This window comes from Corallincola holothuriorum (assembly GCF_003336225.1).
Taxonomy (GTDB): Bacteria; Pseudomonadota; Gammaproteobacteria; order Enterobacterales; family Neiellaceae; genus Corallincola; species Corallincola holothuriorum.
Genome location: NZ_QPID01000015.1, coordinates 22715 through 36755, shown reverse-complemented (window position 1 = coordinate 36755; position 14041 = coordinate 22715). Strand labels below are relative to the sequence as shown.

Here is a 14041-nt window from a genome sequence, read left to right as displayed (position 1 = left end):
GCGCATCGTCGTCGGATGCGCCTTCGATAAATTGGCGGAGTGGACGGGACTCGAACCCGCGACCCCCGGCGTGACAGGCCGGTATTCTAACCAACTGAACTACCACTCCATAACTGCAGACTTACATCTGCAGTGTATGACGCGTAAACCAAATTCCAGCCGCTAACGCGGCCGTGAATTAGTTTACAGCGTCTTTCAAAGCCTTACCGGCTTTGAACGCAGGAACTTTAGCAGCAGCGATATCGATGGTTGCACCCGTTTGTGGGTTACGACCAGTGCGAGCAGCACGCTCACGAACTACAAAAGAACCAAAACCAACCAGAGCAACCTGGTCGCCATCTTTAAGAGCTTCAGTAATAGCATCGACGAAGCTATCTAGCGCACGGCCAGCAGACGCCTTTGAAATATCTGCTCCATCAGCAATTTGATCAATAAGTTGAGACTTATTCACGGTGTCATCCCCTTTCTTATTCTATTCATTGGTTGCAGCAATTTATTATTTGTTTACCGCAACTAGCGACGTTTTATATCAGGCTTAAATCCGCTACGCAAGGCGCGAAGCCTTGAATTATGAGGGATTGAGCCAGATCCGCGGGCACGATCACCGAACCCGCATTATTTTCGTTACCAAGATCTAATTCTTAGCAATTGCAAAACCTTCCGCAGGCTCCTGTAACGCTAACTCCAACACGTCTTCGATCCAGCGTACCGGATGAATTTCCATGTCTTGCTTCACGTTATCAGGGATCTCTTCAAGGTCTCTGGCATTTTCATGGGGGATGATCACCCGCTTAATACCACCGCGGTGTGCGGCCAACAGTTTCTCTTTCAAGCCACCAATCGGCAGTACTTCACCACGTAGCGTGATCTCACCAGTCATCGCAACATCTGCACGCACCGGGTTGCCTGTCAGCGTAGAAACTAAAGCTGTACTCATGGCGATGCCCGCACTCGGACCATCTTTGGGCGTTGCCCCTTCTGGCACGTGTACGTGAATATCACGCTTCTCATGAAAATCAGGACTAATACGCCACTTGTCAGCACGAGAACGCACCACAGTCATCGCAGCCTGAATGGACTCCTGCATCACCTCACCAAGGGAACCGGTGAACGAAAGCTTGCCTTTACCGGGCACCGACATCGCTTCAACAGTCAGTAGATCGCCACCAACTTCCGTCCAAGCCAAACCATTGACTAGGCCGATGCGATTGTTATCTTCCGCTTTACCGAAATCGTAACGCTGTACGCCTAAGTACTCTTTCAGATTTTCATTCGTGATCCGAATGGGCACAGCTTTTTCTTTCAGTAGTAACTGCTTGACCGCTTTTCGACATAGCTTGGAGATCTCTCGCTCCAAATTACGTACACCCGCTTCGCGAGTGTAATAACGAATAATGCCATTAATGGCACTATCCTCAATCTCAACTTCATTGGCCTTGAGGCCATTACGTTCAACCTGTTTTGACAATAGGTGTTCACGGGCGATGTTAAGCTTTTCATCTTCGGTGTAACCCGCTAAGCGGATCACTTCCATACGGTCTAACAGAGGCGCCGGAATATTCATCGAGTTGGAGGTGGCAACAAACATCACGTCCGACAGATCGTAATCCACTTCAAGATAGTGGTCATTGAAACTGTTGTTTTGCTCAGGATCGAGTACTTCTAGCAGCGCAGATGCCGGATCACCACGCATGTCACTGCCCATTTTGTCGATCTCATCAAGCAAGAACAGCGGGTTTTTCACCCCAACCTTACTCATCTTCTGCAGCAGCTTACCCGGCATAGAACCAATATAAGTTCGGCGATGACCGCGTATTTCAGCTTCATCACGCACGCCGCCTAATGCCATGCGAGTATATTTTCGCCCTGTCGCCTTCGCGATAGACTGCCCGAGAGAAGTTTTACCCACGCCAGGGGGCCCAACCAAACATAAAATAGGGCCTTTCAGCTTGCGTACCCGATTCTGTACGGCAAGGTACTCAAGAATACGCTCTTTGACTTTCTCGAGGCCAAAATGGTCTTTGTCGAGAATGGTCTGCGCGCCAGCAAGGTTCTTTTTCACCTTACTGCGCTTATGCCACGGTAACCCGACCATCCAATCGATATAACCACGAACAACCGTCGCTTCAGCTGACATAGGTGACATCATACGCAACTTCTGCAATTCCGCTTCTGTCTTCTCCTTGGCTTCATCGGGCATCTTCGCTTCTTCGATACGCTTCTTCAGCATTTCGAATTCGTCAGGACCTTCTTCCAGCTCACCCAGCTCTTTCTGAATCGCTTTCATCTGCTCATTCAGATAGTACTCGCGCTGACTCTTTTCCATCTGTTTCTTAACGCGACCGCGGATCCGCTTTTCAACCTGCAACAGGTCAACTTCGGATTCCATCATCGCCATTAAGAACTCGAGGCGTTCGTTAACGCTGACCACCTCAAGCACTTTCTGTTTATCATCAAGCTTCAACGGCATATGTGCCGCCATCGTATCAGCCAGACGAGTCGGCTCTTCTATTCCCTGCAAGGAGGTCAGTACTTCGGGCGGAATCTTTTTATTCAGTTTGATGTAACCTTCAAACTGTGCGATCACCGAGCGGACAAGCACATCGAGCTCGCGCTCTTCCATCTCCACTTGCGTGGTTAAGTACTGTACTTCCGCTTCGAAGAAATCTTCCGACGCGGTAAATTGCTCAATACGAGCACGCTGGCTTCCTTCGACTAAAACCTTCACCGTACCATCAGGCAGTTTTAGCAGCTGCAATATGGTGGCTACCGTACCGACGTCATACACATCCTCGGTACCCGGCTCTTCAACTGATGCATCTTTCTGTGCCACCAGGAATATCTGTTTGTCATTTTCCATCGCCGCTTCAAGACATTGGATAGACTTTTCGCGACCAACAAACAGTGGGATCACCATGTGCGGGTATACCACTACATCACGTAATGGCAGTACAGGGATCTCTATGCGTTCCAAACGCTCTTCTGTCATGCAGGATCTCCACCAGAGGATAAGGACTTATTTCAACAGTATATGGGGGCATGGAAAGCCGATTCAATCGGCAAATACGGAAAAAGGGGCCGAAGCCCCTTAGTTGGTCATTATCTGTACGACTTTAGTCTGCTGAAGCGACTTGTTGCTCGGTTCCACGGTAAATCAGAATTGGATCTGACTCACCTGTAACCACCGTTTCATCAACAACCACTTTTGCGACATTTTCCATTGATGGCAGATCATACATAGTATCGAGCAATATTTGCTCAACTATCGAGCGCAAACCACGTGCGCCAGTCTTACGATCCATCGCCTTACGAGCTATTGCTCGCAGAGCGTCATCACGGAACTCCAGTTCAACCTCTTCAAGGCGGAACAAAGCACTGTACTGTTTCGTTAACGCGTTCTTTGGCTCTTGCAGGATCTGGATCAAGGCTTCATCGTCCAGCTCTTCCAATGTTGCTACAACAGGGAGACGGCCAATAAATTCAGGGATCAAGCCATACTTAACCAGATCTTCCGGCTCAACCTGACGGAACATATCGCTAAGCGACGCCTTCTCATCAGAATCTTTAACCTTGGCACCAAAACCGATACCAGTACCCACATTAACCCGCTGTTCAACCACTTTATCCAGCCCAGCAAAGGCACCACCACAGATAAACAATATCTTGGAGGTATCCACCTGCAAGAACTCTTGCTGCGGATGCTTACGGCCACCTTGCGGAGGCACAGACGCCACGGTACCTTCGATCAGCTTCAATAGCGCTTGCTGTACACCTTCACCACTGACATCTCGCGTAATGCTTGGATTGTCAGATTTACGCGAGATCTTGTCGATCTCATCGATATACACGATGCCGCGCTGTGCTTTATCTGTGTCGTAGTCACACTTTTGTAGCAATTTCTGGATAATATTCTCGACATCTTCACCCACATAACCTGCTTCGGTCAGTGTTGTGGCATCAGCCATGGTGAAAGGCACGTCAAGAAAACGGGCCAGCGTTTCCGCCAGTAATGTTTTACCACTACCTGTTGGACCGATGAGCAAAATATTACTTTTACCTAACTCAACTTCATCGTTGACGTCGGTATTCTTCAGGCGCTTGTAGTGGTTATAAACCGCAACCGATAACACTTTCTTCGCGTGTTCCTGACCAATCACGTAGCCTTCCAGGTGATCCCGGATCTCATGTGGTGTTGGTAATCTGGAACCATCACGCTTATTAGGCAGATCTTTTATTTCTTCACGAATAATATCGTTACAGAGCTCTACGCACTCATCACAAATAAAAACCGATGGCCCTGCTATCAGTTTGCGCACTTCATGCTGGCTCTTGCCGCAAAAAGAGCAGTACAGCAGTTTATTGTCGCTATCCCCGCCCTTTCGATGATCAGTCATGCACAAATCCTCACTTTTAACTTCCGCTTACCAGGCTCAAAACTTTCATAGGCATACAACCAGTATAAGCCGAACTTAGTAAAACGTTATCACACTTCTGTTCTACGTGTCAGAACATCATCTACCAAGCCATACTCTTTCGCGTCATAAGCGCTCATAAAGTTGTCTCGATCGGTATCTTGAGAAACCTGTTCATAAGGCTGCCCCGTATGTTCTGCCATTAACCGGTTCATCTTCTCTTTAATAGACAGGATCTCTTTGGCATGAATTTCAAAATCCGATGCCTGGCCCTGGAAACCGCCCAACGGCTGGTGGATCATTACTCGGCTATTTGGCAAACAGTAGCGCTTGCCCTTCGCACCGCCAGACAAAAGGAAAGCCCCCATGCTGGCGGCTTGGCCAATACAGACGGTACTCACATCCGGCTTGATAAACTTCATCGTGTCGTAGATCGCCATGCCGGCCGTTACTGAACCACCTGGAGAGTTGATATAGAGAAAAATATCTTTTTCTGGGCTCTCTGACTCAAGGAATAGCATCTGTGCAACAATCAGGTTTGCCATATGGTCTTCGACCGGCCCAACCATAAAGATCACACGCTCTTTGAGTAAGCGAGAATAGATATCGTAAGCGCGCTCTCCCTTGGCTGTCTGCTCTACAACCATGGGTACCAATGAGGCTAGCGGATCAAAAGCGGAAGGCTGTTCGAAATTTGACATGTGTTTCCTAGATATAAAAATGGCTCGAGTGAATAATTCAGTCGAGCCATTATATGCGGCACGAGGCCGCACAAGTCAACGCTGTTTAGGCGTTATTAGGAGCTGGATTCATTACTTCGTCAAAGGTTTTGGTCACTTCAGTGACTTTTGCCTTGCTCAGCACTAAATCAATCGCCTGATCTTCCAGAGCCAAATTGCGCATTTGCTGCATCAACTCTTCGTTACCTTTGTAGTAGTTAACGACCTCTGATGGATCTTCATAAGCAGTCGCCAGCGTGTTGATCTGCTCCATCACACGCTCTTCGTCAGCTTCCAGCTCATTACCTTTAATCAACTCACCCAATACTAAGCCGGTACGTACACGACGTTCGGCCTGCTCAGTAAACAGGTCAGCAGGTAGTTCAGGCAAGTTTTGCTGCTCGGCACCACCAAAGCGCTGTAACGCTTGCTGACGCAAAGCATCAATCTCTTGCTCAACCAAAGCTTTAGGCAGGTCAACTTCATTAGCGGCCAATAAACCGTTAATGACCTGCTCTTTTACCGCGTTTTTCAGCGCTTGACCCAGCTCACGCTGCATGTTTTTGCTTACTTCAGTCTTGAAAGACTCAACCGTACCATCACCTACACCGAACTTAGCTGCGAACTCTTCGTTCACTTCTGGCAGTTCCTGACCTTCGATCTTGTTGATCTTGATCTTGAACTCAGCGGCTTTTCCTTTGAGGTTTTCTGCGTGATAGTCTTCAGGGAAGGTCACGTTAGCAACGACTTCGTCACCTGCTTTGTTACCAGCAACAGCATCTTCGAAACCAGGGATCATGCGGCCAGCGCCGATAACCAATTCAAAGTTTTCAGCTTTGCCGCCATCAAACTCTTCGCCATCAACGGTGCCAACGAAATCAATGAAAGTCTTATCACCTTCAGCAGCGGCACGAGTCACTTCAGCAAAAGTAGCATGCTGCTTACGCAGTGTTTCGATCATGTTAGCCAGATCTTCATCTGTCACTTCTGCGCTAGGCTTCTCAACTTCAACCGTTTCCAGGCCAGCCACTTCAAAGTCTGGATAGACTTCAATAGTTGCTGTGAATTCTAGATCCGCACCCGCTTCGTTTTTAACGATAGCCAGTTCAGGACGACCTGCAGGGGCGATCTTCTCAGCCATGATAGCTTCGAAATAGTTGCGCTGAGCAAGCTCACCAGCAACTTCATAACGAACGGCATCACTATAACGCTTGCGGATAACGGACACAGGCACCTTGCCTGGACGGAAGCCGTCAATGCGCTGAGTCTTAGACAGGCGACGGAGACGATTCTCCACTTCTTTTTCTACCTGCTCAGCAGGAACAGAAATGGTCAGGCGACGCTCCAGACCACTAGTAGTCTCAACAGACACTTGCATCTTGCTACCTCAATATCGAGAGCTGCTTACTCTCTGTTTTCTTACGGTATTTAGGACAGCGAACGACATTCCGTTAACACTGCCACCAATATGAATTCTGTTTTCGCGGTCGGAAAAAGCCAGCTGACTGACTAAACCACACTTCGGCGACGGCGAAAAATGACGCGGCATTATAGCGGGGTTAATAGAGAGAGTCGAGTAATCAAGAGATGGCGCGCCCGGCAGGATTCGAACCTGCGACCATCCGCTTAGAAGGCGGATGCTCTATCCAACTGAGCTACGGGCGCTTTATGATTGCATCGGACAAAATCGAAGACCGCTTTGTCGCAAAAGCGGCGGCATAATAGCGAGTATGGATCCAGCGGTCAATCGTGCAAATCAAGCGAAAAGCATAGTTGGAAGCTTAACCACATTCTGAGACAATACTCAGCAACCATAATTTCGTTCCAATAATAGCAAAGGTAGACATGGCAGCTCAGCTTATTGATGGCAAAGCAATTGCTAAGCAGGTAAAAGAATCCGTCGCCGCACGGGTTAAAGTACGTCTTGATGCCGGTAAACGCGCGCCCGGCCTCGCCGTTGTCATGGTCGGCGACGACCCTGCCTCGGCCGTTTACGTTGGTAGTAAACGCCGCTCCTGTGACGAAGTGGGATTTATATCGGTTTCCCATGATCTGCCAGGTAAAACGACGCAGGATGAATTGCTTGCGTTAATCGATCAGCTTAATGAACAGGTTGCTATCGACGGTATTTTGGTGCAGCTGCCGCTACCTGAACATATCAATTCAGAGGTGGTGCTGGAGCGGATCCGCCCAGATAAAGATGTGGATGGCTTTCATCCGTATAACATCGGCCGCCTGGCTCAACGCATTCCAGCGCTACGCCCATGTACGCCAAAAGGGGTGATCACCCTACTTGATTCAACGGGTGTTAAATTTCACGGTAAACACGCGGTGATCGTTGGTGCCTCCAACATTGTTGGTCGACCAATGATCCTAGAGCTGCTGCTGGCTGGCTGCACCACCACATGTTGCCATCGCTTTACTGAAGATCTCGAAGCCGAAGTACGCCGTGCCGATATCCTGGTGGTTGCTGTAGGTAAGCCTGAATTTATCCCTGGTAACTGGGTTAAAGAGGGCGCTTACGTTATTGATGTTGGTATCAACCGAGTAGATGACGGACGCTTAGTCGGTGATGTTGAGTTTGCGCCGGCAGCAGAAAAAGCTGCATTCATCACCCCTGTACCGGGTGGAGTTGGCCCAATGACGGTAGCCAGCTTGATTGAAAATACCTTAGAAGCCTGCGAGCTATACCACGACAACGATTGACATGAGTTGCCTATTACCCTAAAAAAAACGCCCACACATGTGGGCGTTTTTATTTCTACTTTGGCTTTGCTACGGTAGAACCGCGGTTAACCTCGACGCCAAGTTGTGCCTTCAGGGCCATCTTCCAACACAATTTTCATCTCATTCAATTTGTCCCGCGCTTCGTCTGCTGCGCCCCAATCTTTTGCTGCCCGAGCGGCATTACGCTGCGCAATCAGAGATTCAATTAAAGCGACTTCATCTTGACTTTCATCGCCCTGCAAAAAAGTCGCTGGCGATTGTTGCAGTATGCCCAGCACGCCACCCAGCGCTGTTAACTGGGCAACTAACTGTGCCGCCCGTTCAGGCTCTGCTTGGCGACACCGATTGATCTCTTTCGCCAACTCAAACAATACCGACATCGCTTCCGGCACATTAAAGTCATCATCCATCGCCTGGCGGAACTTGCTCGTGGCATCCGTTGAAAAATCCGCTGCTGACGCAGGCTCAATATCACGCATCGCGGTATACAGACGTTCTAGGCCTGCCCTCGCCTGCTGCAAGTTATCCCGAGAGTAGTTCAACTGGCTACGATAATGACCAGACAATAGGAAGAAACGTATGGTTTCTGCGTCATACTCAGTTAACACGTCGCGAATAAGGAAAAAGTTGCCCAAGCTCTTTGACATCTTCTCACTGTCCACCTGCACCATGCCACTGTGCATCCACAGGTTGACATAGGGTGTATCAAAGGCGCAGCAAGACTGTGCAATCTCATTCTCATGGTGTGGAAAGATGAGGTCTGAGCCGCCGCAGTGAATATCGAAATGCTCACCGAGATGTTTGGCGTTCATCGCCGAACATTCGATATGCCAGCCTGGTCGGCCCTCTCCCCACGGAGAGCTCCAGCTAGGCTCACCCGGCTTTGCCATCTTCCAGAGCACAAAGTCGAGTGGGCTACGCTTGCTCCGTTCAACTTCTACCCTCGCGCCAGCCTGCAACATTTCGAGGTTTTGGCCACCTAACCGACCATACTCATCAAAACTTGAGACCTCGAACATCACATCACCGGTCTCCGCGACATAGGCGTGCTTTTTCTCAATCAGGCGCGCCACCAAAGCGATGATCTCATCCATATGGGTAGTCACGCGAGGTTCGATATCAGGGCGTAAAATATTTAATTTATCGTAATCTTCATGCATCCGCGCCACAGTGCGGGCAGTCAACTGGTCACAGCTCTCGCCATTTTCTAAAGCACGCTTAATGATCTTGTCGTCCACATCGGTGATGTTACGTACAAATTCCACCTGATAGCCGGAAAAACGCAGATAACGTACCACTACATCGAAGCTCACCGCGGTACGAGCATGGCCAATGTGACAATCATCGTACGCTGTAACCCCACACAGGTAGAGCCCTACTTTGCCGGGCTGAAGCGGTTGAAACGCCTTTTTTTCGCGGGTGAGCGTATTGTAGATCTGCAACATTGAAACAATCGTCCTTTGCGGTTAAATCACCAAATAGAGGGGGATTCTACCATCGCGTCCGCTGCCACGCATCGCCCTTTTTATCTCGGCTTTCTACTTAAACGGCACCTCACACCTTTCAGCCTTGCGTCGCATCCGCTAGAATCCAGCCAAACAATGCACTGGAGAGAGTTCAAATGGTTATCCTGCACACTAATTTTGGCGACATTAAAATAGAACTGAACGAAAAAGCGGCACCAGCAACCGTGGCAAATTTTGTCGAATACGTGAAATCAGGCTTCTATAACAACACCATTTTTCATCGTGTTATTGATGGCTTCATGATCCAAGGTGGTGGCTTTGAGCCAGGCATGGAACAAAAGGCAACCAACGAAAAGGTCAAAAACGAAGCTAACAATGGCCTGAGCAACAAAGTAGGCACCTTGGCAATGGCTCGTACCAACGATCCTCACTCAGCAACGTGCCAGTTCTTCATCAATGTTTCCGACAACACCTTCCTTGACCATACCTCTGAAACGCCTTCAGGTTGGGGCTACTGCGTATTTGCAGAAGTCGTTGAGGGAATGGATGTGATCGACAAAATCAAAGCGGTCAGTACAGGTAACTACGCCGGACACCAAGATGTGCCCCGTGAAGATGTAGTGATCGAATCTGCTGAACTGGTCTAACGCCTAGTGAGCACTCTCTTTATTTCAGATCTCCACCTCAGCGTCGAGCGGCCTGATATTACGGCCGCTTTCGTCGAGTTTATGACGGATACGGCCAGTCAGGCAGATGCACTTTATGTCCTAGGTGATCTGTTTGACGCCTGGTTTGGCGACGATTTTGAAGATGAGTGCATCAATCAGGTGAAGCAGGCGTTTTTGACCCTGACTCAAAGTGGTGTACCTGTCTATTTTATTCATGGGAATCGTGACTTTTTGTTAGGAAAGCGCTTTGCAAAACAGTCTGGCGTGACACTGCTGCCAGAACAGTGTGTCGTCGAACTGTATGGCAAACCGGTGGTGTTACTCCATGGTGACACCCTTTGCACCCAAGATCATGACTACCAAAAATTTCGCCGCAAGAGCCGAACTTGGTGGTGGCAAGGCTTTATGTTGTCGTTGCCGCTACGTCTGCGAAAAAAGATCGCCGATGATTACCGCGCAAAAAGCAAAGCAGCAACGGCGATGAAAAGCGCCGAAATTATGGATGTAACGTCAGCGGAAGTGACACAGGTCATGACTGATAACAACGTAGAGCTGATGATCCATGGCCATACTCATCGTCCCTTTGTCCATGATGTCACCTTGGCCAATGGCCGAACCGGACAACGTATCGTCCTCGGTGACTGGTATAGCCAATCCAGCTATCTCACCTTCGATGCCGATAGCTTTGAACTGCACCACGCTCCCCTGTCGCCAGAAGATAAAAATAGCGCTTAAGCAAAAACTGACGTTGGCACACCGCTGTGAAAACGAAATTGATCATCCTCGCTGGTCATCAGCAATGCTTCTTGCTCAGCAAAAAATGCGATGCGTTGCTCTAGCCCGTCAGCAGATATCGTCGCAGCAAGCTTCAGATAGTCCTGATAATGTCGCGCCTCCGACCGCAGTAAGGAGATATAGAACTTCTCCAGCTCCGCATCCAAATAGGGTGCCAGCTTGGCAAAGCGTTCACAGCTCCGCGCTTCAATAAAGGCACCGATAATCAACTTATCAACGGCAGCGGCGGGCTCATAGGTACGCACGTGTTTAATGAGCCCCTTGGCATATCTGGCCGCGGACAGCTGTTCATAAGGAATATCTCTGGCCTGCATGATCTCCAGCACCTGCTCAAAATGATGCAGTTCCTCTTTAATCAGACGCACCATCTTATCCAGCAGATCCTGCGTTTCCGGCTTAAGATCTTTGGTTTTTAAACTGCCAATCAATGCATTCTTCTTAGCAGAAAAAATACCGTCTCCCTCCTGCCGATAAACAAAGTCTTCATAAGGTTTTAACCAAGATAACAGGGTCGCACCACTCTCCTTGTCGATAGCGTAACGGCGAATAAGCAGCGCGGCACTCTGTGCTGCTTTCAGTTCACAGTTAGCATGATCCACCAACAAAGCGGACAAGCGCTCAGGCTTGATTGCTTCTTCAATCCAGGCTTCAGGCGTTTCACACTTAAGAAATTGATAGATGGGGGCCAGCAGTTGTTGATGTTCCAGATCCATGACAGCGATAGCTCAATTGCAGAATAGATACATGAATCGCCTATGCTACCTGCAACCAGCTCAGCTTTCAGCTTAGATCCACACAGTTCTTGTTCTATTACAGCTTCTGTGTCTGATCTAAACGCCTGAGTTCAGCGTAAGCAAGCTCATTGGTGCCATATCACGTTCTATTAGAGTGTGGAGAGCTGGATCATGATCCGCAGCACGAGTTGACTCCGCAACTTGCAGAAATCGCGATACTGGTCAATAAATGTTCATAGGGTGACGCGACAATTATAATAACGCGCGCCTGTTCTATTTCTTGGGGAAGAAGCAAAAGGGCAACAACTATGATATTGAACCACCTCTGGGGCATCTATGCCCACCCTCGTGAAGAATGGCAAGCAATCGACCTCAAACATGAAGGTTTAACCTACAGTTTGTCACATATAATGTTAACGGCCCTGATACCGGCGATCTGCAGTTACTATGCTGCTGCTCATATCGGCTGGAGTATTGGCGCAGGTGATCCCATCATGCTCACCGAAGCCAGTGCCCTCAAAATGTCGATAGCCATGTATTTTGGCTTAATTGCTGGCGTCTTTGGCTTGGCTTGGCTGACCCAGTGGATGGCACACACTTTCGGCACAAAAACCTCATTCACCCATGCGTTGGAACTCGCCGCTTATACCTCCACCCCCCTGTTTATGGTTGGCTTTGCCGCACTACTGCCAATCTTATGGTTTGTAATGCTGGTCGGACTCGCTGGCGTCGCCTATAGCGTCTATCTGCTTTATAGCGGCGTCCCTATCATGATGCATATCCCGGAAGAGCGTGGCTTTATCTACGCCAGTTCTGTGGTTACCTGCGGCTTGGTTTTGCTGGTTGCTCTGATGGCCGGGTCAGTGATCCTTTGGAACTTGGGTTTAGGCCCTGAATATATGTAAGTGGCCCTTTCTGTTAGATAAAAAAGGCAGCTTTCGCTGCCTTTTTTATTGTCAAAGACACTCAATCAGAGTATCTAAACCAGCCATTCACGGATGGCCTTCGTTATGCAGTTCCATGTTGGAGCTGTTCTGGAAAAACTCTTCATCAGCCTTGGCATCATCATTGCGCACTTGGTCAATATGCTCCAAATACTCTTGTGTCACATCGCCAGTGACGTACTGACCGGTAAATACTGATGTTTCAAACTGGTCAATATCAGGATTACCATCCTGAACCGCCAGCTCCAGATCCGCTAAATCCTGGAAGATCAAACCATCGGCACCAATGATGTCACAAATCTCATCCAGTTCACGACCATGGCCAATCAGTTCATTCGCCGATGGCATATCGATGCCGTAAACATTCGGGAAACGAATTTCCGGAGCCGCCGAAGCAAAATAAACTTTCTTTGCGCCCGCTTCCCTAGCCATCTCGATAATCTGATTTGACGTCGTACCACGAACAATTGAGTCATCCACCAGCAACACGTTCTTGCCTTTAAACTCGGTAGTGATCGCATTGAGCTTACGGCGTACCGATTTAACCCGCTCAGTTTGCCCAGGCATGATAAAAGTACGGCCAATGTAACGGTTTTTCACAAAACCCTGACGGTACGGTAGATCAAGGTTATTAGCGATTTCCAAAGCGATATCACAGGAAGTTTCAGGGATCGGGATAACAACATCGATATCCAGATCCGCCCACTCCTTGGCTATCTTTTTACCCAATCGCTGGCCCATACGAACACGGGAGGCATAAACCGACACGCCATCGATTTTGCTGTCTGGACGAGCGAAATAAACATATTCGAAAATACATGGGCAGCATTTAGGATCATCAGAACATTGCTGAGAAAACAGCTCGCCTTGATCCGTAATATACACTGCTTCACCTGGAGCTAAGTCGCGAACAAACTGGTAACCGACAGCATCTAACGCAACGCTTTCCGACGCGACCATATAGTCAAAACCGCCGTCAGCCTTGGCTCGTTTACCAAGAACAATAGGTCGGATACCAAAAGCATCTCTGAAGGCAACCATACCTTGACCAATAATCATAGCGATAGCGGCATAACCACCCCGGCAGCGCTTATGAACACGGGAAACAGCGCCAAACACATGCTCAGGGGTGAGCTGAAGATTAGGCTCGTAGCATAGCTCGTGGGCAAGTACGTTTAGCAGTACTTCGGAATCTGACGTGGTATTGATATGACGGCGAGCTTCATTAAAAAGCATCTCTTTTAGCTCATCGGCATTGGTCAAATTACCGTTGTGAGCGAGAGCAATACCAAAAGGGCTATTAACGTAAAACGGCTGCGCCTCGGCAGAGCTAGAGCTACCAGCGGTTGGGTAACGCACATGACCAATGCCAACATTGCCCCGTAAACGGTGCATATGCTTAACATCAAATACATCACGCACCAGACCATTGGCCTTACGCAATCTAAAATTACCATCTTCGGTAATAGTAACGATACCTGCCGCGTCTTGGCCGCGGTGCTGAAGCACAGTGAGCGCGTCATAAATAGATTGGTTAACTGGCGACTGAGCCACGATCCCAACAATGCCACACATA

Annotated in this window: 12 protein-coding genes and 2 tRNA genes; 4 read left to right on the top strand and 10 right to left on the bottom strand. The window is 48.9% G+C overall.

Features of this window, described 5'->3' with window-relative positions; all coding sequences use genetic code 11:
* Nucleotides 1-32: 32 nt before the first annotated feature.
* The 7 genes from DU002_RS18490 to DU002_RS18460 all read right to left on the bottom strand — a co-directional run bounded on the left by DU002_RS18490 (nucleotide 33) and on the right by DU002_RS18460 (nucleotide 6796).
* Nucleotides 33-109 (bottom strand) — tRNA-Asp (locus tag DU002_RS18490).
* 69 nt (nucleotides 110-178) lie between these two features.
* Nucleotides 179-451: an HU family DNA-binding protein gene (locus DU002_RS18485; protein WP_114339938.1), complete on the bottom strand. Its 273-nt coding sequence runs from the start codon at nucleotides 449-451 to the stop codon at nucleotides 179-181.
* A 183-nt stretch (nucleotides 452-634) separates the two neighbouring features.
* Nucleotides 635-2989: an endopeptidase La gene (gene lon / locus DU002_RS18480; protein ID WP_114339937.1), complete on the bottom strand. Its 2355-nt coding sequence runs from the start codon at nucleotides 2987-2989 to the stop codon at nucleotides 635-637.
* A 124-nt stretch (nucleotides 2990-3113) separates the two neighbouring features.
* Complete coding sequence (gene clpX / locus DU002_RS18475; RefSeq protein ID WP_114339936.1) at nucleotides 3114-4394, bottom strand: ATP-dependent protease ATP-binding subunit ClpX; 1281 nt, start codon at nucleotides 4392-4394, stop codon at nucleotides 3114-3116.
* A gap of 89 nt (nucleotides 4395-4483) precedes the next feature.
* A complete protein-coding gene (gene clpP / locus DU002_RS18470; protein ID WP_114339935.1) occupies nucleotides 4484-5113 on the bottom strand; it encodes an ATP-dependent Clp endopeptidase proteolytic subunit ClpP in 630 nt (209 codons plus the stop codon).
* 85 nt (nucleotides 5114-5198) lie between these two features.
* On the bottom strand, nucleotides 5199-6509 hold the full coding sequence (gene tig / locus DU002_RS18465) for a trigger factor (RefSeq protein ID WP_114339934.1): 1311 nt from the start codon (nucleotides 6507-6509) through the stop codon (nucleotides 5199-5201).
* 210 nt (nucleotides 6510-6719) lie between these two features.
* Nucleotides 6720-6796: transfer RNA gene (locus DU002_RS18460), tRNA-Arg, on the bottom strand.
* A gap of 180 nt (nucleotides 6797-6976) precedes the next feature.
* Between DU002_RS18460 and folD the strand changes: the two genes are divergently transcribed.
* Complete coding sequence (gene folD / locus DU002_RS18455; protein ID WP_114339933.1) at nucleotides 6977-7837, top strand: bifunctional methylenetetrahydrofolate dehydrogenase/methenyltetrahydrofolate cyclohydrolase FolD; 861 nt, start codon at nucleotides 6977-6979, stop codon at nucleotides 7835-7837.
* 86 nt (nucleotides 7838-7923) lie between these two features.
* On the opposite strand, the gene cysS is transcribed toward folD, so the two are convergent.
* Nucleotides 7924-9303 (bottom strand): cysteine--tRNA ligase, encoded by a 1380-nt coding sequence (gene cysS, locus DU002_RS18450; protein WP_114339932.1) that lies wholly within the window; start codon nucleotides 9301-9303, stop codon nucleotides 7924-7926.
* 176 nt (nucleotides 9304-9479) lie between these two features.
* Between cysS and DU002_RS18445 the strand changes: the two genes are divergently transcribed.
* Both DU002_RS18445 and lpxH read left to right on the top strand, forming a co-directional pair.
* Nucleotides 9480-9971: a peptidylprolyl isomerase gene (locus DU002_RS18445; RefSeq protein WP_114339931.1), complete on the top strand. Its 492-nt coding sequence runs from the start codon at nucleotides 9480-9482 to the stop codon at nucleotides 9969-9971.
* Nucleotides 9972-9977: 6 nt separating this feature from the next.
* A complete protein-coding gene (gene lpxH / locus DU002_RS18440; RefSeq protein WP_114339930.1) occupies nucleotides 9978-10727 on the top strand; it encodes a UDP-2,3-diacylglucosamine diphosphatase in 750 nt (249 codons plus the stop codon).
* Here lpxH and miaE read toward each other — a convergent pair.
* Nucleotides 10724-11500, bottom strand: coding sequence for a tRNA isopentenyl-2-thiomethyl-A-37 hydroxylase MiaE (miaE, locus tag DU002_RS18435; RefSeq protein ID WP_114339929.1), 777 nt, complete (start codon nucleotides 11498-11500; stop codon nucleotides 10724-10726). The genes lpxH and miaE overlap by 4 nt on opposite strands.
* A 329-nt stretch (nucleotides 11501-11829) precedes the next feature.
* Here miaE and DU002_RS18430 point away from each other — a divergent pair, with 329 nt between their 5' ends.
* Nucleotides 11830-12426, top strand: a complete 597-nt coding sequence (locus DU002_RS18430; protein ID WP_114339928.1) for a Yip1 family protein — start codon at nucleotides 11830-11832, stop codon at nucleotides 12424-12426.
* An 87-nt stretch (nucleotides 12427-12513) separates the two neighbouring features.
* On the opposite strand, the gene purF is transcribed toward DU002_RS18430, so the two are convergent.
* Nucleotides 12514-14040, bottom strand: coding sequence for an amidophosphoribosyltransferase (gene purF / locus DU002_RS18425; protein ID WP_114339927.1), 1527 nt, complete (start codon nucleotides 14038-14040; stop codon nucleotides 12514-12516).
* Between the last annotated feature and the right edge of the window lies 1 nt (nucleotide 14041).

Coding starts and splice junctions, on each gene's coding strand:
- tig (WP_114339934.1), bottom strand. CDS start 6,509: ATGCAAGTGTCTGTTGAGACTACTAGTGGTCTGGAGCGTCGCCTGACC.
- DU002_RS18430 (WP_114339928.1), top strand. CDS start 11,830: ATGATATTGAACCACCTCTGGGGCATCTATGCCCACCCTCGTGAAGAA.
- cysS (WP_114339932.1), bottom strand. CDS start 9,303: ATGTTGCAGATCTACAATACGCTCACCCGCGAAAAAAAGGCGTTTCAA.
- lon (WP_114339937.1), bottom strand. CDS start 2,989: ATGACAGAAGAGCGTTTGGAACGCATAGAGATCCCTGTACTGCCATTA.
- DU002_RS18445 (WP_114339931.1), top strand. CDS start 9,480: ATGGTTATCCTGCACACTAATTTTGGCGACATTAAAATAGAACTGAAC.
- folD (WP_114339933.1), top strand. CDS start 6,977: ATGGCAGCTCAGCTTATTGATGGCAAAGCAATTGCTAAGCAGGTAAAA.
- miaE (WP_114339929.1), bottom strand. CDS start 11,500: ATGGATCTGGAACATCAACAACTGCTGGCCCCCATCTATCAATTTCTT.
- purF (WP_114339927.1), bottom strand. CDS start 14,040: ATGTGTGGCATTGTTGGGATCGTGGCTCAGTCGCCAGTTAACCAATCT.
- clpP (WP_114339935.1), bottom strand. CDS start 5,113: ATGTCAAATTTCGAACAGCCTTCCGCTTTTGATCCGCTAGCCTCATTG.
- clpX (WP_114339936.1), bottom strand. CDS start 4,394: ATGACTGATCATCGAAAGGGCGGGGATAGCGACAATAAACTGCTGTAC.